Source organism: Nesterenkonia muleiensis (assembly GCF_003600155.1).
Taxonomy (GTDB): Bacteria; Actinomycetota; Actinomycetes; order Actinomycetales; family Micrococcaceae; genus Nesterenkonia; species Nesterenkonia muleiensis.
This window is the reverse complement of the sequence record NZ_QWLD01000009.1, coordinates 25,172-49,816: the sequence shown is the minus strand read 5'-3', so window position 1 is coordinate 49,816 and position 24,645 is coordinate 25,172. Positions and strand designations below refer to the sequence as shown.

The following is a 24,645-nucleotide window of genomic DNA, read 5'->3' as shown; positions in this document are numbered from 1 at the left end:
CGCGAACGGTGGCAACTCGTACCAGAAAGTCACTATGCTGGAGTGGAGAATGATCCACTGACGCACAATGCCGTGCCCGGCAATCAGATCACAATGGAAGAGGCGTATCCACAGTGCCAGAGCTAACGTCCAGCCGTCTTGCGGAGGAATTTCCCGGCAACGAATGGCTGGTCGCCGACATATATGACAAGTTCCGCAATAATCCGGACTCAGTGGACCGAAAGTGGGCGGATATCTTCCGCCGCCTGGAGTCAGAGTCCACCAACGGCGCAGCGGAGAAGGCCCAGAAGGCCGAGCAGTCCGGTTCCGGCGCCAAGCAGGCGCCCCGGCGCAACGTAGACTCTGAGCCCTCTGCGGCCAACCAGAAGCCTCCCAAGGAGGAGACCACGCCGGCCACCGCCAAGCCTGCCGAGCCGGAAGCCTCCCAGAAGCCTCGCAGCGAGCAGTCGGCGAAACCTGCGGACAAGCCGCAGGCCCCGCGCCAGCCCGCGACCCGGAAAGCCGACCCGACCCGCCCGATCCCCTCCGAGCCGAGCGCGCCGGAAGCTTCCGATGACAAAGCGGAGAAGAAGGACGAGCACACCCCGCTGAAAGGCATCGCCAAGGCGATCGCCTCCAATATGGACGCCTCGCTGGAGGTGCCCACCGCCACCACAGTGCGCGCTGTCCCGGCCAAGCTGCTGATCGACAATCGCACAGTGATCAACAATCACCTCAAGCGCACCCGTGGCGGGAAGGTCTCGTTCACCCACCTGGTGGGCTTCGCCATGCTCAAGGCGCTGGGCGAACACCCCTCGATGAACGTCACCTATGACGTCATCGACGGCAAGCCCACCGCAATCCAGCCGGCACACGTGAATTTCGGACTGGCCATCGATATGCCGCGACCCGACGGCACCCGGGCGCTGATCGTGCCCAATGTCAAGGGCGCGGAGGAGCTGAGCTTCACCGAGTGGTGGTCCGCCTATGACGATCTGGTTAAGAAGGCCCGCAACAACAAGCTCACCCCCGGCGACTACGCCGGTACCACGGTCAGCCTGACCAACCCTGGAGGAATCGGCACCGTACACTCAGTGCCACGGCTGTCCAAGGGGCAGGCTGTGATCGTCGGCGTCGGAGCCTTGGAGTACCCAGCGGAGTTCCAGGGCGCCTCGGAGAAGACGCTGAACAACCTGGCGGTCTCGAAGATCATCACCCTGACCTCCACCTACGACCACCGGGTCATCCAGGGGGCCGGTTCTGGGGAGTTCCTCAAGACCATCCACGAGCTGCTGCTGGGCAGGGATGAGTTCTATGAGGAGATCTTCGAAGCCCTGCGCATCCCCTACCGGCCCATCCACTGGTCGGCGGATATCCAGGTCAACCCCGAGGAGCAGGTCAACAAGGTCGCCCGTATCCAGCAGCTGATCCACGCCTACCGGGTGCGCGGTCATCTGATGGCCTCGGTGGATCCGCTGGAGTACAAGATGCGCTCCCACCCGGACCTGGACATCGAGAACCACGGCCTCACCCTCTGGGACTTGGAACGTGAATGGCCCACCGGCGGGTTCGGCGGCCAGCAGAGTCTGCCGCTGCGCTCCATCCTGGGGGTGCTGCGCGACACCTACTGCCGCAACACCGGCATCGAATACATGCACCTGCAGTCGCCGGAGGAGCGTGACTGGTTCCAGGATGAGATCGAACACCCCTACACAAAGCCCGACCGGGATGAGCAGTTCCGGATCCTTGGCCGGCTCAACTCGGCCGAGGCCTTCGAGACCTTCCTGCAGACCAAGTTCGTCGGCCAGAAGCGGTTCTCCCTTGAGGGCGGCGAATCGCTGATCCCGCTTCTGGACACCGTCCTGTCCGGGGCCGCCGACGAAGGCCTCGACGAGGTCGCCATCGGCATGGCGCACCGTGGACGGCTCAATGTGCTGACCAACATCGCCGGTAAGACCTACGCCCAGGTCTTCCGCGAGTTCGAAGGGCGCGACGCCGGCACCGGCTCCGGCGACGTGAAATATCACCTGGGCACCCGCGGCTCCTTCACCTCGGACAAGGGCAACACCACCCGGGTCTACCTGGCGGCCAACCCCTCCCACCTGGAGGCGGTCAACCCGGTGCTCGAAGGCGTGGTCCGGGCCATGCAGGACCGGCTCGACCAGGGCGCGGACAACGTCAACAGCTTTTCGGTGATGCCGCTGCTGATCCACGGCGATGCAGCATTCGCCGGGCAGGGAGTGGTGGCCGAGACCTTCAACATGTCTCAGCTGCGCGGCTACCGCACCGGCGGCACCGTGCACGTGGTGGTCAACAACCAGGTCGGGTTCACCACCTCCCCCACCGCTGCCCGCTCCATGACCTACTGCACCGATATGGCCAAAGCCATCCAGGCCCCGGTGTTCCACGTCAACGCCGATGACCCGGAGTCCGTGGCCAGAGTGGGCCAGCTGGCCTTCCGCTACCGGCAGCGGTTCAACAAGGATGTCGTCATCGACCTGGTCTGCTACCGCCGCCGCGGCCACAACGAGGGCGATGACCCCTCGATGACCCAGCCGAAGATGTACAACCTGGTGGAGGCCAAGCGCACCACCCGCCGCCTGTACACTGAGGCGCTGGTCGGACGCGGTGACATCACTCAGGAGGAGGCCGACCAGGCACTGGCCGACTACCGGCAGCGCCTGGAGCGGGTCTTCACCGAGACCCACGCCGCCCAGACTCAGCCGGTCTCCACCGTCGAATCCGGCGGCGGCGCCGCCAGTGGCGACGTCGCTCCGACCGCCTCCGAAGAAGAGGACGAGACACCGGAGCGCTCCCCCGAGGATACGGCGATCACCGAGGACGCCCTGGCCCATATCGGGGAGGTGCACACCAACATCCCCGAAAGCTTCACCCCTCACCCGAAGTTGAAGTCGCTGCTGGAGAAGCGGGCCAAGATGTCCCGCGAGGGCGGCATCGACTGGGGCTTCGCCGAGATCGTGGCTTTCGGCTCCCTGCTCATGGAGGGCACAGAGGTGCGTCTTGCTGGGCAGGACTCACGCCGCGGCACATTCGTGCAGCGCCACGCGGTGTTCCACGACCGGGCCAACGGCGACGAGTGGTACCCGCTGAAGAATCTCACCGATGAACAGGGCAGGTTCTTCATCTACGACTCGCTGCTCTCGGAGTATGCGGCCATCGGTTTCGAGTACGGCTACTCGGTGGAGAACCCGAACTCCCTGGTGCTCTGGGAGGCCCAGTTCGGCGACTTCGTCAACGGTGGCCAGATCATCATCGACGAATTCATCTCCACCGCTGAGCAGAAGTGGGGCCAGCGCTCCTCCCTGGTCATGCTGCTGCCCCACGGCTATGAGGGACAGGGGCCTGACCACTCCTCGGGGCGGCCCGAGCGATTCCTGCAGCTCTGCGCTGAGGACAATATGACTGTGGTCATGCCCTCCACCGGTGCCAGCTACTTCCATCTGCTGCGCCGCCAGGCCGTGGCCAGACCGCGCCGTCCGCTCATCGTCTTCAGCCCCAAGCAGCTGCTGCGCCTCAAGGCGGCGGCCAACAGAGTGGAGGACTTCACCCAAGGCACCTTCCAGGAGGTGATCCCCGACGCCGAGGTGGATCCCGCCAAGGTCAAGCGGGTGCTGGTGGTCTCCGGCAGGCTGTACTACGATCTGCTGGCCACTCGCTCCAAGCATGATGACCAGACCACGGCCATCGTGCGTCTGGAGCAGCTCTACCCCATGCCGGTGGAGGCCCTGCAGGAGGAACTCGACAAGTACGGCAACGCCGAAAAGTTCCTCTACACCCAGGACGAGCCGGAGAACCAGGGGCCCTGGCCGTTCTTCGGGCTGAACTTCGCCCCGCTGCTGAACCAGGACATCTCTCTGGTGGCACGCCCGGCCTCCGCGGCGACCTCGGTGGGACAGGCCAAGCGCCACGCCAAGGAACTTGAGACTCTGCTCTCCGAAGCCTTCCCGCACCTGGACCTGTGACAGTGATGGAGGAGGGTCAGGCGCATACCCGGCGGATCCGGGTGGTGGCGCTCGGCGATGAGCTGCTCACCTCCGCCGCAGACCCGCGTGCCCTGGGGTGGTTGGGCCGGGTGCTGTCCAAAACGCCCGTGGAAGAGCTGGACCTGGAGACCTATGTGCTTGCCGTTCCCGGCGAGGGTGTGGAGGCACTGTCCAAACGCTGGGAGGCTGAGGCCGCTCTGCGGTTCGGCCCGGTCGCCGGGGAGGACGCTGTGGAGCGCCATCTGCTGGTCGCGCTCAACGATCATGACCTCCGCTCCACCTCTTCAGCCCGCGCCCGGCTGAACCTCGCCAATATCCTGGACCGAGCCTCTCAACAGGGCATCAGGTGCTTTGTGGTGGGGCCCCCACCCGGACCGGACCCTGAGCACAATCGGCGGATCTCCGAGCTCAACCGGGCCTATCAGGACGTCGCCGAACGGCGCAGCCACCCTTTTGTGGACATCTTCACTCCGTTGGTGGACCACGCCCAGTGGCGCGAGGACCTCACCGGCAATCAGGGGCGTCCCGGCCAGGCCGGCTTCGGCCTCATCGCCTGGCTGGTGCTGCACCGCGGCTGGCACCGGTGGCTGGGTATCCAGCAGTGAGAGCGCCTATGCGAAAGCCCCGCCAGAATCACCTGGCGGGGCTTTCCTGATGGCTTCTTGCGCTCTAGGCGTTGGGCCGCTTACCGTGATTGGCGTTGTTCTTGCGGCGTGCCTTGCGCTTGCGTCCACGCTTACCCATAGTGAACTCCTTTCGTCGACAACCAGGCCAAGTTTACCGGATACAGCTCAGTGCCGCGCTTCGATCTTGATCTGGCTGATTCGCTCGATGATGGTCAGCTTCAGCGCCTCCGGGGCCTGCTCGGCGCAGGAGCGCCTCACCGCTGAGCGGATGACGCACTCGAGATCGTAGTCAGAGGCGCATTCTGGGCATGCGTCCAAGTGGCTCTGGACCTCGGAGATGTCATTCCGGGAGAGCACGCCGTCGAGATACGCATAGATCCGCTCCAGCCGCTGAGCGGCCTCAGCGGTGGTCTCACAGTCCTTGCAGTTCTCGGTGCCCATCAGCCTTGACTCCCTTCGCCCCGGTTGAATCCGCGTTCCCGGGCATAGTCACTGAGCAGACCGCGCAGCAGCTTCCGGCCGCGGTGCAGGCGCGACATCACCGTCCCGATCGGGATGTTGAGAATCTCTGCGATCTCCTTATAGGCGAAGCCCTCGACATCGGAGAAGTACACCGCGAGCCGGAACTCCTCAGGAATCTGCTGCAGGGCCTGCTTGACGTCATTGTCCGGCAGGTGGTCCAGAGCCTCCGCCTCGGCGGAACGCAGTCCCGAGCTGGTGTGCTCGGCGGCCTGGGCCATCTGCCAGTCCTCCACCGTGTCGGTGTTGGCCTGCTGCGGCTGGCGCTGGCGCTTCCGGTAGATGTTGATATAGGTATTGGTCAGAATCCGGTACAGCCACGCCTTGAGATTGGTGCCGGGCTTGTACTGGTGGAATGCCGAGTAGGCCTTGGTGTAGGCCTCCTGGACCAAGTCCTCAGCGTCCTGCGGATTGCGGGTCATCCGCATCGCGGCCGAGTACAGCTGGTCCACGTACTGCATAGCATCGCGTTCGAACCGGGTCCGCCGCGCGGCCTCGGTCTCCTCATTCAGGTCAACACTCATCACGTCTGAGTCTACGCCCACCCCCGGATACCGGGTGGGACGGTCCAATACTGCCGTCGTCATGATCAGAAGAACGACGGCGAACGCCCCCACATTCCTGCCCTCTTGATAGATTGGTGGAGGACAACGTTTTTCAGCCGCGGAATTCCCGGCGCAAGGAGGAATGAAGCATGACCCTGATCCGCAAGATCGCCCGACCGCTGCTGGGTGCCAGCTTCATCTACGGCGGCGTGAACAGCCTGCGCCACCCCGAGGAGGCAGCTGAGGAGCTCTCACCGGCCCTGAAAGATATCGCCAGCTACTTTCCGCAGGCTGAGGCCGTGGCGGCCAAGCCCAGGCTCACCGCCCAGGTTCTCGGCGGGGTCCAGGTTGCCGCAGGTGCGGCACTGGCCATCGGGAAGTTTCCCCGCCTTGCCGCACTCACTCTGTGCGGAGTGCACAAGGTCAATTCCTACGCGGAGTTCCGCTCCGCTCCGCTGGAGGCGGAGGGCGATGAGGTCTCCCAGCGCAAGACGCTGCTGAAGAACCTCTCCATCGCCGGAGGCCTGAGCCTGGCGGTGGTGGATCTGGCTGGTAAGCCCTCCCTGTCCTGGCGTGCCGAGCACATCTCCAAGCAGGCCAAGAAGAAGGGCACCAAGTTCGGAGAAAAGACCGTCAAATGGGCCGAAGACCTTGGTGATGATGCCTCCAGCACCCTCAGGGCATGGGAGCGCGACGCCAAGAAGAGCTTCAAGAAGGCGGAGAAGCAGGCCAAGAAGGCCGTCAAGGCTGCTGCCGCTGAGGCCGAGAAGGCCAAGGGCAAAGTCTCCTGACTGTTCCAGAGACTGCGGTGACCCCGGGTGGTGGATGGAATGCTCCGCACCCGGGGTCTGCTGTGCGCGGGGTGGTGCACGTCCCGGCCTCGAAGTCATTGACCAACCGCTATCTGCTGCTTGCGGCATTGGCCGAAGGTCCCAGCGTCGTCGTCAACCCCCTTGACTCCCGGGACTCTCAGCTGATGCTCACAGCGCTGGAGACCCTGGGCGCTGAGGTCGAACGCCTTCAGGACTTCTCCGGCAGCGGCGAGCATGCCCTGAGGATCACCCCGCCGAACCTCGCCGGGACAGCACCTGTCTCCATTGACTGCGGTCTAGCCGGAACAGTGATGCGTTTCCTTCCCGCTGTGGCTGCGCTGACTGGACGCACCGTGCGCTTCGACGGTGACCCCGAGGCCAGAGTCCGGCCCATGGGCGCAGTACTGAACGGACTGCGGGCGCTCGGGGTGCAGATCAGCCAGGAGGGCGCCCCGGGTTTTCTGCCCTTCACCCTCCAGTCCTCCGCGGCGGTCCAGGGCGGCGAGGTCACCATTGACGCCTCGGCCTCCAGCCAGTTCGTCTCCGGACTGCTGCTTGCCGCTGCCGGCATGCCACAGGGACTGACCCTGCACCATTCAGGCACGCAGGTGCCCTCCCTGGAGCATGTGGAGATGACGTTGCAGGTCCTGGAGGAACTCGGCGTACAGGTGAGCTCACCGGCTCCCTACACCTGGCGGGTCGAGCCCGGCCCGATCGCCGCCTTCACCGCCCGGGTGGAGCCGGATCTCTCCAATGCGGGCCCCTTCCTCTGTGCCGCAGCAGTCACCGGCGGGGAGGTCGCCATGCCGGGCTGGCCCCTTCGCTCCACCCAGATCGGACGCCGCTGGCCCCAACTGCTGTCCGACTTCGGCTGCCAAGTGAATCTCTCGGCCACCACCGAGTCCACAGCGACGCTGAAAGTGCGGGGTCCTCAGCGCCTGAGCACTCCCGGGGTGGTGGACGGGACCGCTGAGCTGACCCCCACGGTGGCCGCCCTGGCAGCGCTGTGCTCCGGTGAGACGAAGTTCACCTCCGTGGGACACCTGCGCGGTCATGAGACGGACCGGATTTCGGCCCTGGTGGCCGAGATCCGCAGGCTCGGCGGCCAGGCCCGGGAGACCGACGACGGTTTCCGCGTGCTGTCCCCCATTACCCGCGGGGCACAGGTGCGCAGCTATGCCGACCACAGGATGGCGACCTTCGGCGCGGTGCTGGGCCTGGCACAGTCTGGTGTCGCGGTGGAGGATATCAGCTGCACGGCTAAGACGATGCCCGATTTCCCCGAGCGTTGGGCCGGGCTGGTGGACCCATGAGCAAATGGGACTCCTGGGACGAATCCCGGGTGCGCATCAGGCCCAACAAAAAGGGATCACGGCCGCGGACCAAGGAGACTCCTGATTATTCGGAGGCCCAGCTGGCGCGTGTGGTGCAGGTGGACCGCGGCCGCTACACCTGCTTCCTGGATGAGGATGGCGCGGTGGTCACCGCCATGCGGGCCAAAGCACTGCGGCGGATCCCGGTGGCACCCGGGGATGTGGTCAGGCTGGTCGGTGACACCTCCGGAGCCCAAGGCACCCTGGCCCGGCTGGTGCTGGTCGAGGAGCGGGCCACGCTGCTGCGCCGCTCCGCCGATGACACCGACGATGCCGAGCGGGTGGTGGTCGCCAATGCCGACCAGCTGCTGATCGTGGTGGCCTCGGCTGATCCCGAGCCCCGCACCGGCTTCATCGACCGTGCCCTAGTCGCTGCCTTCGACGCAGGCATCGAGCCGATCCTGCTGATCACCAAGGCTGACCTCGCCGGAAACCCGGCTGATCCTGCAGGTCTAGTTTCGCATTACCGGGAACTGGATCTGACCACCGTCATTTCCGGCCGCCAAGACGCACAGACCCTTTCGGCTGCAGCGGTGGCGCAGCTGCGCGAGCTGCTGAGCGGACATGTCACGGCACTGATCGGCCACTCGGGGGTGGGCAAGTCCACTATGGTCAATGCGCTCACCGGTGCCGACCGTGCCACCGGCGGGGTCAACGCTGTCACCGGGCGGGGACGGCACACCTCATCGTCGGCTGTGGCGCTGCGGATGGAACCTCAGGGATGGGTCATCGATACCCCGGGGGTGCGCAGCTTCGGGCTGGCACATGTGCACCCCGATGATGTCCTCGCCGCCTTCGAGGATCTGGTGGACGGCTCAGCCGAGTGCGAGCCGGGTTGCCTGCATGAGTCGCCTGAGGGCGGGTGCGCGCTGGACGCCTACGTGGCGGCGGGACATGCCGGATCCCACGGCGCCGCCAGGTTGACATCACTGCGCAGCCTGCTGAAGTCACTCAGCGGCGGCGAGGATGAGCGTCAGGAGAAGTCACTGGGCGTAGGCTGATCGCATGAGCCTTGCCTCCAGCCCCTATACCGAAGATCTGCGCTTGGCGCATATGATCGCCGATGCGGTCGATGCCAAGACCATGGCCCATTTCACCCGTATGGACTTCGAGGTGGAGACCAAGCCGGACCTCACCCCGGTGACCGTAGCCGACCGGGAGGCGGAGGAGCTGATTCGCTCGCAGCTTTCCCGTGCCAGGGGGCGAGACGCCGTCTACGGCGAGGAGTTCGGCGAATCAGGCTCGGGTCCGCGCCGCTGGGTGCTGGATCCCATCGACGGCACCAAGAACTTCATCCGCGGAGTCCCGGTCTGGGCCACCCTGATCGCACTGATCGACCACGGGGAGCCGGTGGTCGGCCTGGTCTCCGCCCCTGCCCTGGGCCGGCGGTGGTGGGCGGCCAAGGACGGCGGCGCCTACACCGGCAAGTCACTCTCAGCAGCCAAACAGCTGAACGTCTCCAAGGTCTCCTCACTCACCGATGCCAGCTTCTCCTATTCATCGTTGGGCGGCTGGCGGGAGATCGGTCGCATCGACCAATTCCTCACACTGACCCAAGAGGTCTGGCGCACCCGCGCCTACGGCGACTTCTGGTCCTACTGCATGGTGGCTGAGGGCAGCGTGGACATCGCGGCTGAGCCGGAGTTGGAACTCTACGATATGGCCGCCCTGGTGCCGATCGTCACCGAAGCTGGGGGCATATTCACCTCCCTGGACAATGACCCCGGATGCACAGGCCCCAACGGCCTGGCCACCAATGGCCTGCTCCACAGGACCGCGCTGAACGCCCTGCAGCCGGTGGTGAACGAGCCCACATTGGACTTTTAGCCACACCTAATACTAATCTGTAGTCATGCCTAAACATCGTCTGGCAGCAATGATGCTGCCCTTCCCGCTTCTGCTGGCAGCCTGCTCCCCCACCGGAGAAGATCCCGACGACGCCAACAGCCTGCCCCTGGTGGTCACCACCTTCTCCATCCTGGCCGATATCACTGAAGAGATCGGCGGCGAGCGCATCGAGGTCCGCTCCATCACTCCGGTCGGCGCGGAGGTCCACGAGTACGACCCCACGCCCTCAGATGTCCAGGCCGCCGCCGATGCTGATCTGGTCATCGAGAACGGCTTGTGGCTGGAGGCATGGTTCGGGCAGTTCATCGCCCATTCCGAGGCCCCTACGGCCATCGCCTCCGAGGGGATCGACGCCCGGCCCATCACCCGTCTTCCCAATCACCCCGACGACCCCGGCGAAGCAGAGGATCTTCCTCTCGATCCGCACGGCTGGATCTCCCCGGTCCAGTCCCAGACCTATGTGGACAATATCGAGGCGGCCCTGGCCGAGCTCTCCCCCGACGACGCCGAGTACTTCGCACAGAACGCGGACGCCTACCGGACCGAACTGGAACAGATTGCCGAAAGCGCCAAGGAACGCGCGGCCGAACACTCTGCCGCGATCCTGGTCACCTGCGAAGGCGCCTTCGGGTACCTCGCCGATGATCTCGGACTCGATGAGCACTACCTCTGGCCGCTCAATGCCGAAAGTGAGGGCACACCCCAACAGGCTGAGGCGCAGATCCGGTTCGTCGAAGAGCACGGCGTGGAGACGATCTTCTGTGAGTCCACCGTCAACGATTCCGCCCAGCGTCAGGTGGCAGAGACCACCGGCGCCGAACTGGCCGGGCCGCTCTACGTTGACTCGCTGACCGACTCCGACGGCCCTGCGCCCACCCACCTGGAGCTGCTGGAGCACACCATCGACACCATCCTCGGCGCCCATGAGTGACCGAAGCGACACCGTCGTCGTCGACTCCCTCACCGCCGGGTATCCCGGCGTCACCGCACTCGAGGACGTCAGCCTGAGCCTGGAACCCGGCCGGGTCACCGCGCTGCTGGGGGCCAACGGCTCCGGGAAATCCACTCTGTTCTCCGCGCTGCTGGGTCTGGCCCCTGTGGCCAGCGGCAGGGTGCGGCTGTTCGGGCGCCCCCCAGCCGAGGCGCGGCGTCGAAATCAGGTCAGTTTCGTCCCGCAGCATGAGCAGATCGACTCCACCTTTCCGATCACCGTGGAACAGGTGGTGATGATGGGCCGGTACCCGCATACCGGGTTCCTCCGCATTCCCCGCGCCAAGGACCGCAGCGCCGTCGACCAGGCGCTGGAGCAGACCCAGCTGACCGAGTACCGCAGGCGGGCCATCGGAGAGCTCTCAGGGGGCCAGCGCAAGCGGACCTTCGTGGCCCGCGCCCTGGCACAGGGCGCCCCTCTGATGCTGCTGGATGAGCCCTTCGCCGGAGTTGACCGCAGCAGTGAGGCACTGATCACCACGGTGCTCCATAACTTGCGCAGCCAAGGCAGCACCGTGCTGATCTCCACCCATCACCTGGAGGGCGTGCAGCAGCTGGCCGATCAGGTCATTCTGCTGCACCGGCGCGTGTTGGCCTCAGGACCCCCTACCGAGGTGCTCACCGAGGAAAACCTCGCCAGTGCCTTCGAAGCACAGCTGGGAGGCACGAATGCTTGACCTGATCCTCACCCCGCTGCAGTACCCGTTCATGCAGAACGCCTTGGCGGTGGCCGTGATCTCCGCCGCGGTCTGTGGGATGCTCTCGGCCTGGCTGGTGCTGATGGGATGGTCCCTGATGGGCGAGGCGGTGGCCAACTCCATCCTGCCCGGCGTGGTGCTGGCCTTCGTCCTGGGCATCCCTCTGGGCTTTGGCGCCTTTGTGTTCGGCATGGCCGCGGTGGCGCTCATCGGGGCGCTGGGCCAGACCACCACGCTGAAGCGCGACACGACCATCGGAGTGGTCTTCACCTCGCTGTTCGCACTGGGACTGGTCCTGATGTCCACGGTCACCACCCAGACCCATCTGCAGCACATCCTCTTCGGCAACGTCCTGGGCACCTCCCGGGCTGACCTGTACCAGGTGGCCGCACTCGGGACGCTGACTGCGGCAGTGCTGTTCATCAAGCGCCGCGACTTCACCCTGGTGGCCTTCGACCGCATCTACGCCCGGGCCATCGGGCTGCCGGTCGGGGTGCTCACCACGGTGCTGCTGATGCTGCTGGCGCTGACCACGATCACTGCGCTGCAGACCCTCGGGGTGATCCTTGTGGTGGCGATTCTGGTGATTCCCGGGGCCACGGCGTTTATGCTGGTGCGCAGTTTCGGAACGATGCTGGCCGTCTCGGCCGCGGTGGGTGGGCTGTCCGCAGTGCTCGGGGTCTACACCAGTTACTGGCTGGATGTGTCCACCGGTGGATCCATCGTGCTGGCCGCCTCGGCCCAATTCATCCTGGCCTACCTCTTCTCCCCCCGGCGGGGACTGCTGCCGCAGCTGTGGCAACGGGCGCGAGCTCAGGCACAATAGGTATATGCCACGCACTTCAGCCCAAGGCCGTTCGACCCTCCCTTCGACCGGAGGGGCAGCTGGGGCGACCACCTCCATCGAGGACTACGCCAAGACCATCTACGGTCTGGCTGAATGGGAGGGCGCCGATGTCACCGCCAGTGCCCTGGCCAAGACGCTGGGAGTCTCCAATCCGTCGGTCTCACTGATGATCCGCAAGATGGCGGAGCAGGGCCTGGTGGAGCACCGGCCCTATGCTCCGGTCAGGCTGACGGAGGAGGGACGCCGGCTGGCCCTGGCCATGGTGCGCCGGCATCGGCTGATCGAGACCTGGCTGGTCCGGGATCTCGGATACTCCTGGGATGAGGTGCATGATGAGGCCGAGCGGCTGGAGCATGCGGTGTCTGAGACCTTCATCGCTCGGCTGGACGCCAAGCTGGGGCACCCCAGCACCGATCCTCACGGCGATCCGATACCCGCACAGGACCTGAGCCTGAACTATCCGGACACCACGTTGCTGTGCCAGGCCCCCGCCCAGGCCGAGGTCCGGGTGGAGCAGGTCGATGACGCTGTCCCCAGCGCGCTGCGGGTGCTAGCCGAGCAGCGCGTGCCGATCGGCGCGATGGTCACTGTGGTGGCCTCAGCAGACGGAAACGTGGTGATCAGCGGACCGGACCGCCAGGCCACGGTTCCCATTGAGCACGAGGTGGCCCACGCTGTGCGCGTCAGCGTCCGTACGGACTGACTGAGGGTCTATTCTGTACCCCGTGCCCACCACCGAAGAGTATGCGGCTTCGCCGCAGAGGAACGACGACGCCGGGCCTTCGCTCCCTGCCCTGATCATCTGGGTCGCCGCCGCCGGTGCCTGCGGCGCTGTGCTGCGCCTGCTGCTGGTGGTGGTCTCCGAGGAGCAGTACATGCGGTTCCCGTGGGCGACCCTGGTGGTGAATCTCTCCGGTTCGGCAGCACTCGGGGTGCTGATCGGGGTTTCTCATGCCTGGTCGAGGCTCCCCCGGTGGGCGGTTCCGGTGCTGGGCACAGGCTTCCTGGGCTCCTTCACCACGTTTTCGGCAGTCATCCTGGCCGGGGCGGCTGCCCAGCAGCGTGACCTCTTTGCCCAGATGGCGTCCTCGCTGGTGATACCTCCCGAACTCTGGGAGGTCGGGGCCTACCTGGTGATCTCCATGCTGTTCTGCACAGCGGCGGCCGCTGCGGGGATCACCGTGGGCCGAGCGGTGTTCGGGGGTGCGTCCCGTGATGACGCTTGAGCTGACAGCAGGGGTGGTTGCTGCAGTGGCCGTGGGCGGAGCGGCGGGTGCTGTCATCCGGTTTGTCCTGGACCGCTGTCTGCGGGCGGGGATTCTCTATGCCAACACGTTGGGCTGTCTGCTGCTGGGCGTGCTGATCGGCGCCGGCGGCGCAGGGGAAGCGATCTGGCAGCCTTGGGCGGCGGGATTGTTGACCATGGGGCTGGTGGGAGCGTTAAGCACCTTCGCCACCGTCGCACTGCGTGCCGCGCAGCTGTGGCTTGGCGGGTCCCGCTGGAAGGCCGTGGGCCTGTGGTCTGTCCACGCCGGCTGCGGTATCGCGGCCGCGGCGGCGGGGCTGGCGCTGGGCTGGAGCCTGGCCGGGAATGTTGCCGGGGCCGTGGTGGTTGATATATTCTAAGTGGTCCGCCTTCGTGGCGGGTGACGAGTTTGATAACTCCATACGGGGACGATCGGTTTCGACGATCTGAGGTGATCGTGGGGAAGCGTGTCGTGGACGCCAAGTGACCACGTTAATACCCCTTGCGCAACCCAATAAGTGCCGAATCTAAGCGCACTGACTTCGCCCTCGCTGCCTGAAATACAGCGACCGCGAGTCTGTCAGCCTGAGTACGCCATCGGCTCAGTGACTGGCATCAGCTAGATGGCCACTGGAGAGTCCTTCTCGCCGCAGGGAGGATTCTCAACAATTAATGCGGCTGGGTCTGTCAGGTGCTTGTCCGTGAGACACCTGGGACCGAGTAACACGCCAAGCGGACTACACACGTAGAAGTCCACGAAAGTCCAGATCGGACGCGGGTTCAATTCCCGCCGTCTCCACCCTATGGGGCTTATGCCAAAAAATGGCCCAATCTGGACCATTTTCGTTGAGCTGTATGAGCCTCCCACAGAAGGCGTCGCCCATCCGGGCGGCGCCTTTCTTGGTTCCTGGAGACGTACCCGGATGGTGCTTCCCCCAGGTGTCGATAGCCTTCTCACGGGTACGCTCCAATCTCTCTCCTGCCTTGCCCGATCTGTAAATGGTCTGCATAGTCAGCAGATCACCGAATGGCTCATCGAGTTCGTGCCCGGTGACCTCATCTCGGTTTATGAAGATCCTGGTGAAGACCGCCTGGTTGAGCCTGCGCCGAATCTCGTCGTCGGCCTGCACATAGAGCGTGTGGGCATCCTGGAGCAGGTCCAGGCTGACATCAACGAACTCCGCCACATTGGTCAAAGTATCGACCACGTTGGACAGTTCTTCCTGGAGACGGCCTTTGTCTCGTTCGATCTCATGCAGCTTGGCTTTGACCTTCAGCTTCGGCATATCACCATCGGCCAACATGTCTATCAGGCGGCTCTCTTGCTCCTCGAGCTGAACGAGCCGCTTTTCTAGCTGGGAGTGCCTTTCTCGTTGACTGACTTCATCCTCTAGCAGCGCCTTCTCCAGCACTTCGCGCATGCTGTTGGCAAAGCCCTGGTCGACTTGCACCGTGCGGTAATGCTCAGCGACAGCCGCTTCTACGCGCAAAACATTGGAGTACTTGGCACTGCAACGGAAGGGCTCGCGCTTGGTCTCCGGGCAGAAGAAGTACAGGTACTCATCCCCGTGGCGGTTCCTTGCTCGCTGGATAACTAATCTCTGGACTCGTTTCTCACGGTGCCAGCACTCGCCACAATGAACACTTCCCTTGAGGTAGTGCTGGATGACCCGCCGTCGCTCTCGTGAATAACCACGCGCACGCATCAGTTCCTGAGTCTTGTCCCACCGCTGCTGGTCGATCAGCGGCTCATGTCTTCCCGGATACAACTCCTCTCGGTACTTCACGTATCCGCGATAGAACGGGTTCTGGAGTATCCTCTGGAGCGTACTGACATTGATTGGGCCAGCTGGACGTGTCGGCGTTGGGCGTGTGGTCAACCCACGATGAGTAATCTCATCCAGTACATCCCGGAGTGTGGCATCAGGATCACCATAGAGCTCAAACGCCAGGCGGATTAATGGGGCACGCTCTTCATCCACCGTCACGTCACGCACCTCACGGCCGTCCACCCGCTGCAGCGTATTGATGTAGCCGATGGGAGCTCGACCCAGGGCTCCTCCGCTCTGCGCTTTCTGGCCCATTTTGTATGAGATGTCCGCTCCGTCTTCTGCGCTGCGGTACTCATTGAATGCTGCCAGCAAGCCGTGCATAAGCTGACCAACCGGAGTCTCATCAATGGACTCGGTGGCCGAGATGAGCTTGACGTGCCGCTGTTTGAGTTCGGCAGCGACCACGGCGTCGTCCAGACGGTTGCGGCTGAATCGGCTGAGCTTGTAGACGATGACGGCATCGACGTCTTTGACCTCGCGGATCCGTTCAAGCATCTTCTGGAACTCAACCCGCTTGGTGATTTCTCTGGCTGACCGACCCGGCTCGATGTATTCGTCCACGATGGTCAGGCCGTGCTTCTCCGCTGCCCGGTAACACTCCTGGCGCTGAGCGGGCACGGAGATGCCCTCTGGGCCGAAGTCTTGGCGCATCTGCTTGGGTGTGGAGACCCGCAGGTAGGCCACAGCCCGCTTGCCCTTGGGAATACCGTCAGGGTACTGCGGCTCCTGCCCATTGCCGGAATAGATACCGTCCAGCTCTAGCTGGTCGGGATGTATTGGTATGGAATCAAGCTCGGTCATAGCAACTCCTCCTGGTGGGTGATCAGGTTGTACGGGAACGAGAGGTGCTTGAGTTTCTCAGCTTGGCGATGGCGGCTGATATCGGCCAGAATCTGCCCATGGTGAGCGATGCGGTCACTGACCGCAGGCTCGTCGAAGATGTGGGTCTTTTTGACGGCAACCGCTGCCAGAAACTGCCGTCGTGTGGCACTGTGCAGCGACGTGATAACAGGGGTCGCTACACAATCAAAAGTGTCTTTTGTCAAGCTCATAAGCCTGAGGTCACAGGTTCGATCCCTGTCGGTGCTACCAGGTTTTATTTCGCTTCTGACCCCCGTTATGCGGGGGTCTTTTGCGTCCTTGACGACTTCAGCTTCTTGTGGCGTCGCCCGGTCTTGTGGGTAGTTTTGACGGTAACCGCTGCCCAGCACCTCTATGTCGGGCTTCTGTGTGCCAATGAGATCACCGATTCTCTCCAACGCTGCGCGGCGGATATGGAGGTTCGCGTGGGTGTAGATCTGCTGGGTTGTCGCGATGTTGGAGTGCCCGAGGATCAGCTGCGTTTCACGCTCCGGTACACCCATAGAGGCCAGAAGTGTCGCAGCCGTGTGGCGAGCATGGTGAATCTTGATTGCAGGCAGCCCCGCTCGCTCGATATCCCGATACCAGGATCGGCGGAGGTTCGATGCCTCCACCGGTGTTCCGCTCTGTGTCTGAACGACGGTGTCATCCGTACTGTGAGGCGGACTGCCGGGAACAAACTCTGGTATCTCCACCTCCCGCACAGCCGCGTAGTCCGTGAGGACTGTTCGTACGACGTCGATCATCGGCAGCACGCGTCGGCCGGACTCGGTTTTGACCTCTGATGCCTCAAACTGCCGGTTCCGGTGATGTACCTGTTGGCGGACGTGGATCTCGCCGTTGTCGAAGTCGATGTCGCGCCAACGCAGACCGAGGACTTCACCCTCCCGCATGCCGTAGACCAGCAGGAGTACGTACGCCGCATGGAGCCTGGCTTTTCTCGATGATTCGAGGAAGTGCTTTGCCTGCCCTGCTGTCCAGGGCTGAATCGGTGCGCGCCGGTAGGACGGCACCTCCACCGCCATCGCGACATTGCGGAAGACGAGTTCCCGGCGCATCGCATGGGTGAGCGCAGATGAGAGCACCTGGCGTGATTTGCCGATGGTGCGGGTACCGATGCCATCTCGCATCATCTGGTCAATGGCCGACTGGACTGTCAGAACGGAGAGCGTCTCCAACTTCTTCCGACCCAGCCTTGGCTTGAGGTGCAGTTCGATGATGTCCCGATAATTATTCAAAGTCGAAGATCGCACGCGCTGGGGCATAATCTCTCGCAGCCAGAGATCCAGCCAATCGCCGACTGTGAAGTGACGGTCACTGCGTGGAATGTTCCGGCGCGCCTGCCGCAGCGCCTCCTGGAGTTTCGCGGCCACCTGCTCACGGGACTTTGCGACGAAGCGGATACGCTTACGACCGCCGTTGATGACCGGGACGAATGCACTGGCTTCCCAGCGTCCGTCTTTTCGATGGTAGATGCTGCCCTCACCGTTGGCTCGTCGTTTAGCCATGGTGTGCCTCCTGAGCTGATGAAGGCGAGGCGACACCGCGAAGTGACTGGACGTAGTCCTCCAGGTCCTCCTGGGCAATTAGCCTGCGGGCTCCGATCTTCACTGACCGGATTTCCTGTTCTCGGATGAGCTTGGCTATTGTCCACTGGCTGAGGTGCAGAAGATGAGCAACTTCTGCGACAGTGTAGAGCCTCGGCTCATCTGGTGGGTTGTACTTCTGGGGGTGCATGGTAGTTCTCCTTTGCGCCGCTAGATGACTTCCTCCATATCGGCAGTGTCAGTATCTAGTGATTATTTACCTATTACTATTTTACCTCCGTTGGCCTTGGATTGGGAGTCCAATGTGCGCCTGACCTGGGGTTTTATCCAGCCGAGCGCGAACGGCCCAGATCCTGAGGACCAGCAGTCAAGAAGAGGTAGATCTGCCCGTCTGCGTAGTGGATGACCTCGTAGTAGCTCTCCACGCGTTCCCAGAGCTCATCGATGTCGTGGTCGTAGTCCTCCAGATCATCGGTGCCGATGACGGACTGTATGGCTTCCCGTTTGGATGGGAAGCAACCGTGGTAACGGCGGACGAAGCCCGTGGCCATTTCATCGACCACATCTTCAGGGGCGATGGAGTCCAGGTATGCCTGGAAGGCGTTCCCCTTCTCTGAGATGACGCCCCCGAGCAGGTACCGGGTGGTGTGGAGATAGTCATCCAGGGCATCGTCTGGGCGCTCGTGGTCGTAGTGTTCGCTAGCGTCCTGGTTACGCTCCATGGTGGTGCTCCTGGGTCGTGTCTTCTGCTGAGAATCTCAGTTTCGCGAATGCATGCACTCGGCCATCCAGGGGCACCAGGTCGGTGACGGCCATCAGGTCGGCCTTGACCGCCTCCCAATTGATGACTATCCAATTTTCGGGGAGCCGAAGTTCGTCAGTGAGATTTCTCAGGTGACCTTCGATGCGGTCGGCCTGTAGCCGTTTCTCCACAAAGTGCTCGACATCTTCGAAGGAGCCTTCGTAGGTCGCGAGGTATTCGTCTTCCCAGTCCGCAGGATCGTCGCTGGATTCGCGGTGAAGAATCCAGGCGATCATCGGGGTGCCGTAGCGACGGTGTAACTCGCGAACGTGGTGGTTCTTCTGCGGGTAGATGCCATGAAGAAACGCTTCGGGAAGTCGGCTGGAATCGACGAGCTCGGCACGGTCCTTCTCGGTGAGGTGTTGATTGCAGTTGAGTTTTTCATACATGTTCTTGGTTCCTCCCTTCGAGGTCATTTACTGAATTGATGCAGCCAGCCGTCGAGCTCGACGATGTCCCAGGCTTCGGTGATGAGTTTGATGACGACCTTGTAGTCCCAAGTGAAGAAGCCTGGTGGGATGGCTTCAGTTCGTATGAGTTTGTCGATTTCTTCTTGCCAGCCCAGGGCTCGGATGTGTGACTGGGCCAGCTCTTCGTAGGTATTGAAGCTGCCCAGGTAGCAGGAGTGGAACTGCTGCGCGAGACTATGGCCGCCACCGCTGAGGTCGATGTCCTCCAGGTTCAGGAACGCGGCGAAGGGTGTGCCGTACCTGCTGTGAAGCTTCGCGATGTCGTTCTGGATTTGGGAGTTGTAGGTCGACTGGGTGTGGTGTTCGACGATTTCTGAGGTGCGGGACCCATCTAAGAGTTCCTGGACATCGCCGTTCCCCAGCTCGGGGTTGAATTGTTCGAGCCGCAGGAGGGCGTCGGTGTCGATGCTTGCGTCGAACTGCTCTTGCTCGGTGTGTGGGCCGGGGTCTGCGCCTTCCATCTAGGCCATCTCTCCGAGTGGGTTGGATGAGGTGAGGACGCTTTCGCGGCGCTGGAGGGTGACGATGCGCTCGAGGTAGTCCCAGAGTGCGGATATCCATGGGATGTAGTCGTTGGCGTTGAACCGGCATTCCAGTTCTGCCAGGGCGCATTCGGCATCCAGGTGTCCGGTCTGGGCGAAGTGCCACAAGGCACTGTCAGCCTTGAGTCGCATGGTTTGGCAGATCTTCCGGGCGATGGCGTGGTCTACGCCTCCGGTGCGCACAGCGGCGTCTATCGCATGATCTCTCTGGGGGTCGAGAGGTTGTTCTGGTTTATCTTCGGCTGTTGGTGGTTCCAGCGTTGGTGCGGGAGTTTTCATCTGTGGTCCTCCTTTCGAGGATTAGTTATTGCATTGGGCACATGAGGGCTCCCTGGTCAGGGGATCTAGGCGGCTTGGAGCTATGGCGGTCGCGATGGAGCTGGACCTGTCATGTCCTACCGTCCTTCGGCCGCTTAATCGAGTCGGAGAACGAGGAAGCCTCGATTACGCTCATGAAGCCAGCTGGAAGCGCCTCGTGGGTAGCGATAGCAGACTGAAGAGCCTCGGTTCGGGCCTTATCGGGAGCTAGCCAGGTGACTGCGGGATGAACACCCCAGCGCCGCCCTTCAACACCTGCATGCAGGTGCTGGAGGTAGACCTGGATCTTTCGGCGGATTTTGGTCAGGTCTTCGGTGCCCTTATCGACTTCCAGGAACTGGTATTCCTCCCAGTCACCGACCCTGTAGGCGAAGAACAGATCGGGTTTCAGCGTGACTGGTTGCCCGTGAGGGCCGAGAAAGTCACGCCAGCACTCAGGCTCCAGTTGCAGATACTTCTGATCGATTTCGCCACCGCGGTGTAGTTCGCGGAGGGTGACCGCGACTTCAGAGACCGCGTGCTGGTGCGCCATGAAAGCAGTACTGGGCGCGAGGTATTGTTTTCGTTTGGTCCGTCCGGTGCGGTGGCGCTGCAGTGTGTCTCCGGCGTAGCTCAGATGCCAGACGTAGCCGCTGGAACCTGCCCGGACCCCACCGATGCACCGGTCATGCCGGTCCACCAGACCGTGACTTTTCAGGCGGTCTAGGACGCGTATGCAAGCCTTGGTAGCAGCAGTCTGGGTGGCGTGACCATCTGGCCAAACAGGAAAATGCAATCGCTGGATGTGCCTGGTGGTCAGCATCTTGTGAGCTTCGAGGTCTGCGATGATGCGCAAATCTCTATCTGAGAGTCGACCCATCAGATCAATGGTTCGTTGTGACATGAACGAAAGTCCCTTCTAGTTACACGTAGATATTTCTGGTTGCCCCGGAGAGCTCTGGCACAGCTTGGGAGATCGGTCGACCACTGGTGAGCGGTATGGTGGCCGGGGACGACTCACCTGTCCAAACAGGGGTAAGAGTCGTTTGCTGCAGTGGGCGAAGATGCCTATGGTTCCGGGGAACTGGCTGCCCTGACCCCAACGCGAAGTCTCTGTCGATGACCCGTCCGATGACCCCATCTGGCAAGGAGGTCAGATGGGGTCATCGGTGGTTTTCTTCCCGCCGAATCCGACCTCCCCGCTGCTCTCGGGCCCTTTGACGAGTGGTTCTTCTGCTCCGTCAGAGTTCGGCGGGGGGTCTTCTTCGCGCAGATGGGTAGCACGGGAAGAAGCCAGCACGATGCTGGGGGCGTGCTCGGGCGGAACAGGTGGCAGGGTCTGAATCAGCGCCCAAGGTGTTGAGACCCCACCGACGCTGAGTCGGGTATAGGCCTGGAACCGGTCCAAGGCCATCCAGTCCTCTGCCTCAAGCTCCGGTGCAAGCTTGGCGACTGCTTGAGCCTCGGCATAGTCTTCTGCCTTCCAGACCACCATCGACCGAGCGTTGGTTTTCAACGCCGCCTGGATGTCCTTCGGCGCTTGGGAGAAGGCCTGCATGGCAAGCACCCAGCCAACGCCGTAGCTGCGGGATCGCTGCAACGCGTCGGCGAGGTTCAATGGCAGGCTCATCAGCCGGTCAGCCTCATCAATGTAAACCACGGCTGGAGGCCGTTTACCGGCGGGCAATGCGCCGCGTTCCTGCACCGCCATCCAGATTTCATTAATGACTAGGGCGGAGATCGCCGCAACGGTCAGCTCACCGGCGGTGGCGGGGTTGGTGGAGAGCAGGACGATCCGCCCATCCCGGAAGACATCGCGTAGCGCCGACCCACTGTGCCGTTGCCCAAGGATTCGCGCTGCTGCGGGTTTCAGCAAAGCGCGTAGCTTATTGCTGGGTGCGGCAATAACGTTGGCTGCCTGACCCGGGCTCAGACTCTCGTACCAGGCCCAGAAGGAGACCAGCGCCGGATCCTCCTGGATGACAGGCTGGCGAATGAGACGCCTGCGCCACGTGTGGTCAAGCCACAGGCGCTGGATATCTGGAATCGTGTGCGGGTGCTCCGGGGTACCAGTCCTGCTCAAGGTTCTGGCTGAACAGAGGAGCAGGTCTGCGGTCCGGGGTCCCCAGCCGTCTGAGAAGATTCGGGCAAACACGGCGAGCACGTTGTCGGCGACGACGTCGGGGTCTCTCCCGGTGGCATCCAGTGGATTGAACCCCAACGGCTCGGGGTCTGAGGGGTCTATTTCGTAGACGTCCTTCCACCGGCTCCTGGGGATGCAGGCACGGATTCTGGCGCTAGCTCCGTCACCCTTGGGGTCCGCGTAGACCACTGCTCGACCCGCTCGGATGTCTTCAATGGCCAGGCGTTCCATGGTGGAGGATTTCCCAGCACCGGTGGGCGCAATCAAGGCCATATGCCTCATGGCACCACCGTCGTCGGCAGCTAGGCCGACGGGGCGCTGATCACCGGAGAATAGCGAGCTGGCGAACACGCGCTCCTTGCCGTTGACTCTGAAGTCCAGCCGCGTCATCTTCGGATGCGCCGGTGGCATACCCGGCAGCGCGGTGTCGCTGCGGGGATCTGCGACAGGTAGACCACTCAGCCCAGCCAGCTCCGAGACCGACAGTCGCCAGGGACGCCTGATCTGGGCGTGGTGAAACCACTTCGGGTTCTCCACTCGCAGCGAGACATCCACACCTGGAGCTTCCATCACTGCCAGGGCGGAGATCACGCTGGTGGCCAGGCGCTCTCGACGTTCTGGTGTCGCTGCGGTGACTCCCACCCGAATATTGGCCTCGAGGCCGTAGTCGGCTCGGCGGTCTGCGATGCGCTTGCGCACCTCATGGGGAGCCTGCCCGACCCCGTGGCCGAGTACTCCCAGGAGGCTCTGTGGTCGCGGATCCGGGAGCTTGCCCGGCGTGCTGGCAGGGTGCAGACCGCGCCCAAGGACCACTTGGAATGTGAGCCGCTCACCAGGTTCTAGCCGGGTTTGTAGCGCCTCGTAGAGGGCGAAGGTGGTTGCCTCAGCTCGGTCAGCGTTCAGGGGCAAGCTGGCGGGCTTGAGCACCATCCGGGCAGCACTGGTCGGCTTCTGCCGGACAACATCTGCTGCGGAGTGGATCACCACTCCAGGCAGCAGGTCTGCCAGCAGGCGGCGCACTTTGGCGGTGTTCTGTGGGGTGGTGCCGAGCAAGTGCTCGGGTGCTGTCTCACCAGTACGGGAAGCCTCCAGCAGAATGCGACCAGGTTGACTCTCGGCGGCAAACTGCCGCAGCACCTGCACCAGTTTGTCGCTGGGGATCGTGCGCGGGAAGATCATCCGGGACAGCACCAGAGCGCTGGCATCCCTCATCGTCGGAGTCAGCCGGGCCGGGTCCTTCGGTGAGGCAGTCATGACGACGCCTCACCGTCGTTATCTGCTCGGTCACTGACGGTACCGTTACCGAGCAGGTAGTCCCGGGGATCTGACGCGGTGCCCGAGATGTTGCGGTAGTGAGCCAGCAGCGCACTGGCTAGAAGCTCCGAATCCGAGCGTTTCGGGCGCTGGCTGGTCACATAGATGGGTGACTGATCAGCCGGTCGCCCACGAGAGCGTGTTCGTTGAACTGTGTGTTTTCGCTGGGGACTCATAGGACGGTCCTCCAGGCCACAGAAGACGGCTCAAGCGCTATCTGTGGTGTGAGACGTTCGCAGTGGAACGCTATATGAAATTTTTCATAGTTTTTCATTTTTGTCAATAGCAAGATTCGTTTATATGCCGTCGTAACAGAGGTAAAAAATACACCCATGACTACCACCTCCCACGGCGTGCATTGTGTGCCCGGATCAGCCAATAGATTCCGCCACAGATGACTGCTGCGCCGATGATCCACGGGGCCAAGGCGATGGCGATTTCCACCGCCCAGGCCAGAGCCACCAGGCCCAGAAGGATGAGCAGGCAGGCGGTGAAGAATTTCTTGGCCATGGATCCGTCCTCTTTCTTGGTGTTCTTGGTGTCGGGTTCTAGCCAGGTCATGAGGAGGTGTCTCCGACTCTCCTGAGTTCCCCGCCCCGAGTGAGCATCTGACCGTGGACGTAGCCGTGCCCCTCTGGCTTGATGACGTAGCTGGGCTGGTATTCATAGCCACTGCGAATGACTCCATCTGGCCACTGTGGGTCACCGGAACTCGGGTTGTAGGCACGGTCGGAATATTCAGGTACAGGAAATCCGGGCACATAAACATCCGAGCCGCCGGGAGCTTCCCATCCCCAGCTGTCGAATCCAGGAAAGCGACGTCGGGCAAACATTTCCAAGAATGGGCCCTTCGCTAAGCGTTGAATCGCTATTAAACTTTCTTCTGGTTTGCGGCTGTGATTCTGTACCGGCCATCTCTCTACGGTGCGCTGAGAATGAAAGAGCGTAGGTGCTTTGCCGCGTGCGAAGTACAGCAAATCCTCATGGCTGTTACGCAGATGAGGTCCGGTACTCATGCGTGGGCTCTTGTCCCAGACGACTCCCCCTCGATCATGCTTCAGACCCCATGCCTGCATGGCGATGTCCTCTGCCATGCGGCGGGTAGCGCGGTAACACCAGATGAAGACGTAGCCATCCTCATCCAGTAGATCCGGGATAGGCAGCTCCGCGATTTTCTCGGGCGAAAGAAGGTCGTAGTGAGCGCCGGCCCCTATACCACCGCCTCCACGCTGCTGAGTGGACCACGGCGGATCTAAGACGATGGTCTTGTACTTCTTCTTGGGGAACTTAGAGACATCCAAGTTCTTGTGGGCTGCATCGATAGCGGCCCGTGAGAGGTGTGCTGACATG

At 62.8% G+C, this 24,645-nt stretch carries 25 protein-coding genes, 1 tRNA gene, 1 other RNA gene and 2 pseudogenes; 15 read left to right on the top strand and 14 right to left on the bottom strand.

What is annotated here, in order from left to right; all coding sequences use genetic code 11:
- The first annotated feature begins 113 nt into the window (after positions 1-113).
- Together DVO78_RS03180 and DVO78_RS03175 are read left to right on the top strand one after the other, a co-directional pair.
- Positions 114-3,962: a multifunctional oxoglutarate decarboxylase/oxoglutarate dehydrogenase thiamine pyrophosphate-binding subunit/dihydrolipoyllysine-residue succinyltransferase subunit gene (locus tag DVO78_RS03180; RefSeq protein WP_120003371.1), complete on the top strand. Its 3,849-nt coding sequence runs from the start codon at positions 114-116 to the stop codon at positions 3,960-3,962.
- Between the two features lie 5 nt (positions 3,963-3,967).
- Positions 3,968-4,588 carry a GDSL-type esterase/lipase family protein gene (locus tag DVO78_RS03175; protein WP_120003387.1) on the top strand — a complete coding sequence of 207 codons (621 nt, stop codon included), beginning with the start codon at positions 3,968-3,970 and terminating at the stop codon, positions 4,586-4,588.
- Between the two features lie 64 nt (positions 4,589-4,652).
- Here DVO78_RS03175 and DVO78_RS18305 read toward each other — a convergent pair whose 3' ends face one another.
- Genes DVO78_RS18305 through DVO78_RS03165 form a run of 3 tightly spaced genes read right to left on the bottom strand, consistent with a single transcriptional unit; the run spans position 4,653 to position 5,652 of the window.
- Positions 4,653-4,727: a 50S ribosomal protein bL37 gene (locus tag DVO78_RS18305; protein ID WP_420799048.1), complete on the bottom strand. Its 75-nt coding sequence runs from the start codon at positions 4,725-4,727 to the stop codon at positions 4,653-4,655.
- A 47-nt stretch (positions 4,728-4,774) separates the two neighbouring features.
- On the bottom strand, positions 4,775-5,050 hold the full coding sequence (gene rsrA / locus DVO78_RS03170) for a mycothiol system anti-sigma-R factor (RefSeq protein ID WP_120003370.1): 276 nt from the start codon (positions 5,048-5,050) through the stop codon (positions 4,775-4,777).
- Entirely contained in the window at positions 5,050-5,652 is a 603-nt protein-coding gene (locus DVO78_RS03165; protein WP_120003386.1) for a sigma-70 family RNA polymerase sigma factor, read from the bottom strand. The genes rsrA and DVO78_RS03165 overlap by 1 nt, the downstream gene beginning before the upstream one ends.
- Before the next feature lie 170 nt (positions 5,653-5,822).
- On the opposite strand from DVO78_RS03165, the gene DVO78_RS03160 reads away from it, so the two are divergent.
- The 12 genes from DVO78_RS03160 to DVO78_RS03105 all read left to right on the top strand — a co-directional run bounded on the left by DVO78_RS03160 (position 5,823) and on the right by DVO78_RS03105 (position 14,842).
- Complete coding sequence (locus tag DVO78_RS03160) at positions 5,823-6,464, top strand: DoxX family protein (protein ID WP_120003369.1); 642 nt, start codon at positions 5,823-5,825, stop codon at positions 6,462-6,464.
- A 17-nt stretch (positions 6,465-6,481) separates the two neighbouring features.
- The gene (gene aroA, locus DVO78_RS03155; protein WP_202912074.1) at positions 6,482-7,798 is read left to right on the top strand and encodes a 3-phosphoshikimate 1-carboxyvinyltransferase; all 1,317 of its coding nucleotides are present in this window, start codon (positions 6,482-6,484) and stop codon (positions 7,796-7,798) included.
- Positions 7,795-8,859 (top strand): ribosome small subunit-dependent GTPase A, encoded by a 1,065-nt coding sequence (rsgA, locus tag DVO78_RS03150; protein WP_120003367.1) that lies wholly within the window; start codon positions 7,795-7,797, stop codon positions 8,857-8,859. The genes aroA and rsgA overlap by 4 nt, the downstream gene beginning before the upstream one ends.
- Before the next feature lie 4 nt (positions 8,860-8,863).
- Positions 8,864-9,685 (top strand): histidinol-phosphatase, encoded by an 822-nt coding sequence (gene hisN, locus DVO78_RS03145; protein WP_120003366.1) that lies wholly within the window; start codon positions 8,864-8,866, stop codon positions 9,683-9,685.
- Between the two features lie 25 nt (positions 9,686-9,710).
- Positions 9,711-10,637, top strand: coding sequence for a metal ABC transporter solute-binding protein, Zn/Mn family (locus tag DVO78_RS03140; RefSeq protein WP_202912073.1), 927 nt, complete (start codon positions 9,711-9,713; stop codon positions 10,635-10,637).
- The gene (locus DVO78_RS03135; protein WP_120003364.1) at positions 10,630-11,373 is read left to right on the top strand and encodes a metal ABC transporter ATP-binding protein; all 744 of its coding nucleotides are present in this window, start codon (positions 10,630-10,632) and stop codon (positions 11,371-11,373) included. Before DVO78_RS03140 ends, DVO78_RS03135 begins: the two co-directional genes overlap by 8 nt.
- Complete coding sequence (locus DVO78_RS03130; RefSeq protein WP_120003363.1) at positions 11,366-12,220, top strand: metal ABC transporter permease; 855 nt, start codon at positions 11,366-11,368, stop codon at positions 12,218-12,220. Before DVO78_RS03135 ends, DVO78_RS03130 begins: the two co-directional genes overlap by 8 nt.
- A 4-nt stretch (positions 12,221-12,224) precedes the next feature.
- Positions 12,225-12,944, top strand: a complete 720-nt coding sequence (locus DVO78_RS03125; RefSeq protein WP_120003362.1) for a metal-dependent transcriptional regulator — start codon at positions 12,225-12,227, stop codon at positions 12,942-12,944.
- Positions 12,945-12,966: 22 nt separating this feature from the next.
- Positions 12,967-13,467 carry a fluoride efflux transporter FluC gene (locus DVO78_RS03120; RefSeq protein WP_157983837.1) on the top strand — a complete coding sequence of 167 codons (501 nt, stop codon included), beginning with the start codon at positions 12,967-12,969 and terminating at the stop codon, positions 13,465-13,467.
- Positions 13,457-13,867 (top strand): FluC/FEX family fluoride channel, encoded by a 411-nt coding sequence (locus DVO78_RS03115; protein ID WP_120003360.1) that lies wholly within the window; start codon positions 13,457-13,459, stop codon positions 13,865-13,867. The genes DVO78_RS03120 and DVO78_RS03115 overlap by 11 nt, the downstream gene beginning before the upstream one ends.
- 44 nt (positions 13,868-13,911) lie before the next feature.
- Positions 13,912-14,289: a transfer-messenger RNA gene (gene ssrA, locus DVO78_RS03110) on the top strand.
- A gap of 1 nt (position 14,290) precedes the next feature.
- The gene (locus DVO78_RS03105) at positions 14,291-14,842 is read left to right on the top strand and encodes a hypothetical protein (RefSeq protein WP_157983835.1); all 552 of its coding nucleotides are present in this window, start codon (positions 14,291-14,293) and stop codon (positions 14,840-14,842) included.
- Between the two features lie 354 nt (positions 14,843-15,196).
- On the opposite strand, the pseudogene DVO78_RS18300 reads toward DVO78_RS03105, so the two are convergent.
- Positions 15,197-15,970: pseudogene (locus DVO78_RS18300) on the bottom strand (recombinase family protein); the annotation flags it as partial.
- A gap of 335 nt (positions 15,971-16,305) precedes the next feature.
- On the opposite strand from DVO78_RS18300, the gene DVO78_RS17430 reads away from it, so the two are divergent.
- A tRNA-OTHER gene (locus DVO78_RS17430) sits at positions 16,306-16,411 on the top strand.
- A gap of 200 nt (positions 16,412-16,611) precedes the next feature.
- On the opposite strand, the pseudogene DVO78_RS18295 reads toward DVO78_RS17430, so the two are convergent.
- From DVO78_RS18295 to DVO78_RS03045, 10 genes and pseudogenes are all read right to left on the bottom strand, one after another.
- A pseudogene (locus DVO78_RS18295) lies at positions 16,612-17,688 on the bottom strand (site-specific integrase); the annotation flags it as partial.
- A complete protein-coding gene (locus DVO78_RS03085; protein ID WP_120003356.1) occupies positions 17,681-17,917 on the bottom strand; it encodes a helix-turn-helix domain-containing protein in 237 nt (78 codons plus the stop codon). The pseudogene DVO78_RS18295 and the gene DVO78_RS03085, both read right to left, overlap by 8 nt.
- Before the next feature lie 133 nt (positions 17,918-18,050).
- A complete protein-coding gene (locus DVO78_RS03080) occupies positions 18,051-18,449 on the bottom strand; it encodes a hypothetical protein (RefSeq protein WP_120003355.1) in 399 nt (132 codons plus the stop codon).
- Positions 18,439-18,945, bottom strand: a complete 507-nt coding sequence (locus DVO78_RS03075; protein ID WP_120003354.1) for a hypothetical protein — start codon at positions 18,943-18,945, stop codon at positions 18,439-18,441. The genes DVO78_RS03080 and DVO78_RS03075 overlap by 11 nt, the downstream gene beginning before the upstream one ends.
- Entirely contained in the window at positions 18,942-19,460 is a 519-nt protein-coding gene (locus DVO78_RS03070) for a hypothetical protein (RefSeq protein ID WP_120003353.1), read from the bottom strand. Before DVO78_RS03070 ends, DVO78_RS03075 begins: the two co-directional genes overlap by 4 nt.
- Positions 19,461-19,820, bottom strand: coding sequence for a hypothetical protein (locus DVO78_RS03065; RefSeq protein ID WP_157983833.1), 360 nt, complete (start codon positions 19,818-19,820; stop codon positions 19,461-19,463).
- Positions 19,821-19,929: 109 nt separating this feature from the next.
- Positions 19,930-20,694 (bottom strand): replication-relaxation family protein, encoded by a 765-nt coding sequence (locus DVO78_RS03060; protein WP_162301555.1) that lies wholly within the window; start codon positions 20,692-20,694, stop codon positions 19,930-19,932.
- Positions 20,695-20,991: 297 nt separating this feature from the next.
- Complete coding sequence (locus DVO78_RS03055) at positions 20,992-23,235, bottom strand: type IV secretory system conjugative DNA transfer family protein (RefSeq protein ID WP_120003350.1); 2,244 nt, start codon at positions 23,233-23,235, stop codon at positions 20,992-20,994.
- Positions 23,236-23,631: 396 nt separating this feature from the next.
- Positions 23,632-23,856 (bottom strand): DUF308 domain-containing protein, encoded by a 225-nt coding sequence (locus DVO78_RS03050; RefSeq protein WP_120003349.1) that lies wholly within the window; start codon positions 23,854-23,856, stop codon positions 23,632-23,634.
- Positions 23,853-24,644, bottom strand: a complete 792-nt coding sequence (locus DVO78_RS03045; protein ID WP_120003348.1) for an MT-A70 family methyltransferase — start codon at positions 24,642-24,644, stop codon at positions 23,853-23,855. Before DVO78_RS03045 ends, DVO78_RS03050 begins: the two co-directional genes overlap by 4 nt.
- Position 24,645: the final 1 nt, after the last annotated feature.

Bases quoted from the DNA above. Each gene is read 5' to 3' on its own strand.
- DVO78_RS03175 (WP_120003387.1), top strand. From the start codon at position 3,968: ATGGAGGAGGGTCAGGCGCATACCCGGCGGATCCGGGTGGTGGCGCTC.
- rsrA (WP_120003370.1), bottom strand. From the start codon at position 5,050: ATGGGCACCGAGAACTGCAAGGACTGTGAGACCACCGCTGAGGCCGCT.
- DVO78_RS03165 (WP_120003386.1), bottom strand. From the start codon at position 5,652: ATGAGTGTTGACCTGAATGAGGAGACCGAGGCCGCGCGGCGGACCCGG.
- DVO78_RS03160 (WP_120003369.1), top strand. From the start codon at position 5,823: ATGACCCTGATCCGCAAGATCGCCCGACCGCTGCTGGGTGCCAGCTTC.
- rsgA (WP_120003367.1), top strand. From the start codon at position 7,795: ATGAGCAAATGGGACTCCTGGGACGAATCCCGGGTGCGCATCAGGCCC.
- hisN (WP_120003366.1), top strand. From the start codon at position 8,864: ATGAGCCTTGCCTCCAGCCCCTATACCGAAGATCTGCGCTTGGCGCAT.
- DVO78_RS03140 (WP_202912073.1), top strand. From the start codon at position 9,711: ATGCCTAAACATCGTCTGGCAGCAATGATGCTGCCCTTCCCGCTTCTG.
- DVO78_RS03135 (WP_120003364.1), top strand. From the start codon at position 10,630: ATGAGTGACCGAAGCGACACCGTCGTCGTCGACTCCCTCACCGCCGGG.
- DVO78_RS03130 (WP_120003363.1), top strand. From the start codon at position 11,366: ATGCTTGACCTGATCCTCACCCCGCTGCAGTACCCGTTCATGCAGAAC.
- DVO78_RS03125 (WP_120003362.1), top strand. From the start codon at position 12,225: ATGCCACGCACTTCAGCCCAAGGCCGTTCGACCCTCCCTTCGACCGGA.
- DVO78_RS03115 (WP_120003360.1), top strand. From the start codon at position 13,457: ATGACGCTTGAGCTGACAGCAGGGGTGGTTGCTGCAGTGGCCGTGGGC.
- DVO78_RS03105 (WP_157983835.1), top strand. From the start codon at position 14,291: ATGGGGCTTATGCCAAAAAATGGCCCAATCTGGACCATTTTCGTTGAG.
- DVO78_RS03085 (WP_120003356.1), bottom strand. From the start codon at position 17,917: ATGCACCCCCAGAAGTACAACCCACCAGATGAGCCGAGGCTCTACACT.
- DVO78_RS03080 (WP_120003355.1), bottom strand. From the start codon at position 18,449: ATGGAGCGTAACCAGGACGCTAGCGAACACTACGACCACGAGCGCCCA.
- DVO78_RS03075 (WP_120003354.1), bottom strand. From the start codon at position 18,945: ATGACCTCGAAGGGAGGAACCAAGAACATGTATGAAAAACTCAACTGC.
- DVO78_RS03070 (WP_120003353.1), bottom strand. From the start codon at position 19,460: ATGGAAGGCGCAGACCCCGGCCCACACACCGAGCAAGAGCAGTTCGAC.
- DVO78_RS03065 (WP_157983833.1), bottom strand. From the start codon at position 19,820: ATGAAAACTCCCGCACCAACGCTGGAACCACCAACAGCCGAAGATAAA.
- DVO78_RS03055 (WP_120003350.1), bottom strand. From the start codon at position 23,235: ATGACTGCCTCACCGAAGGACCCGGCCCGGCTGACTCCGACGATGAGG.
- DVO78_RS03050 (WP_120003349.1), bottom strand. From the start codon at position 23,856: ATGACCTGGCTAGAACCCGACACCAAGAACACCAAGAAAGAGGACGGA.
- DVO78_RS03045 (WP_120003348.1), bottom strand. From the start codon at position 24,644: ATGTCAGCACACCTCTCACGGGCCGCTATCGATGCAGCCCACAAGAAC.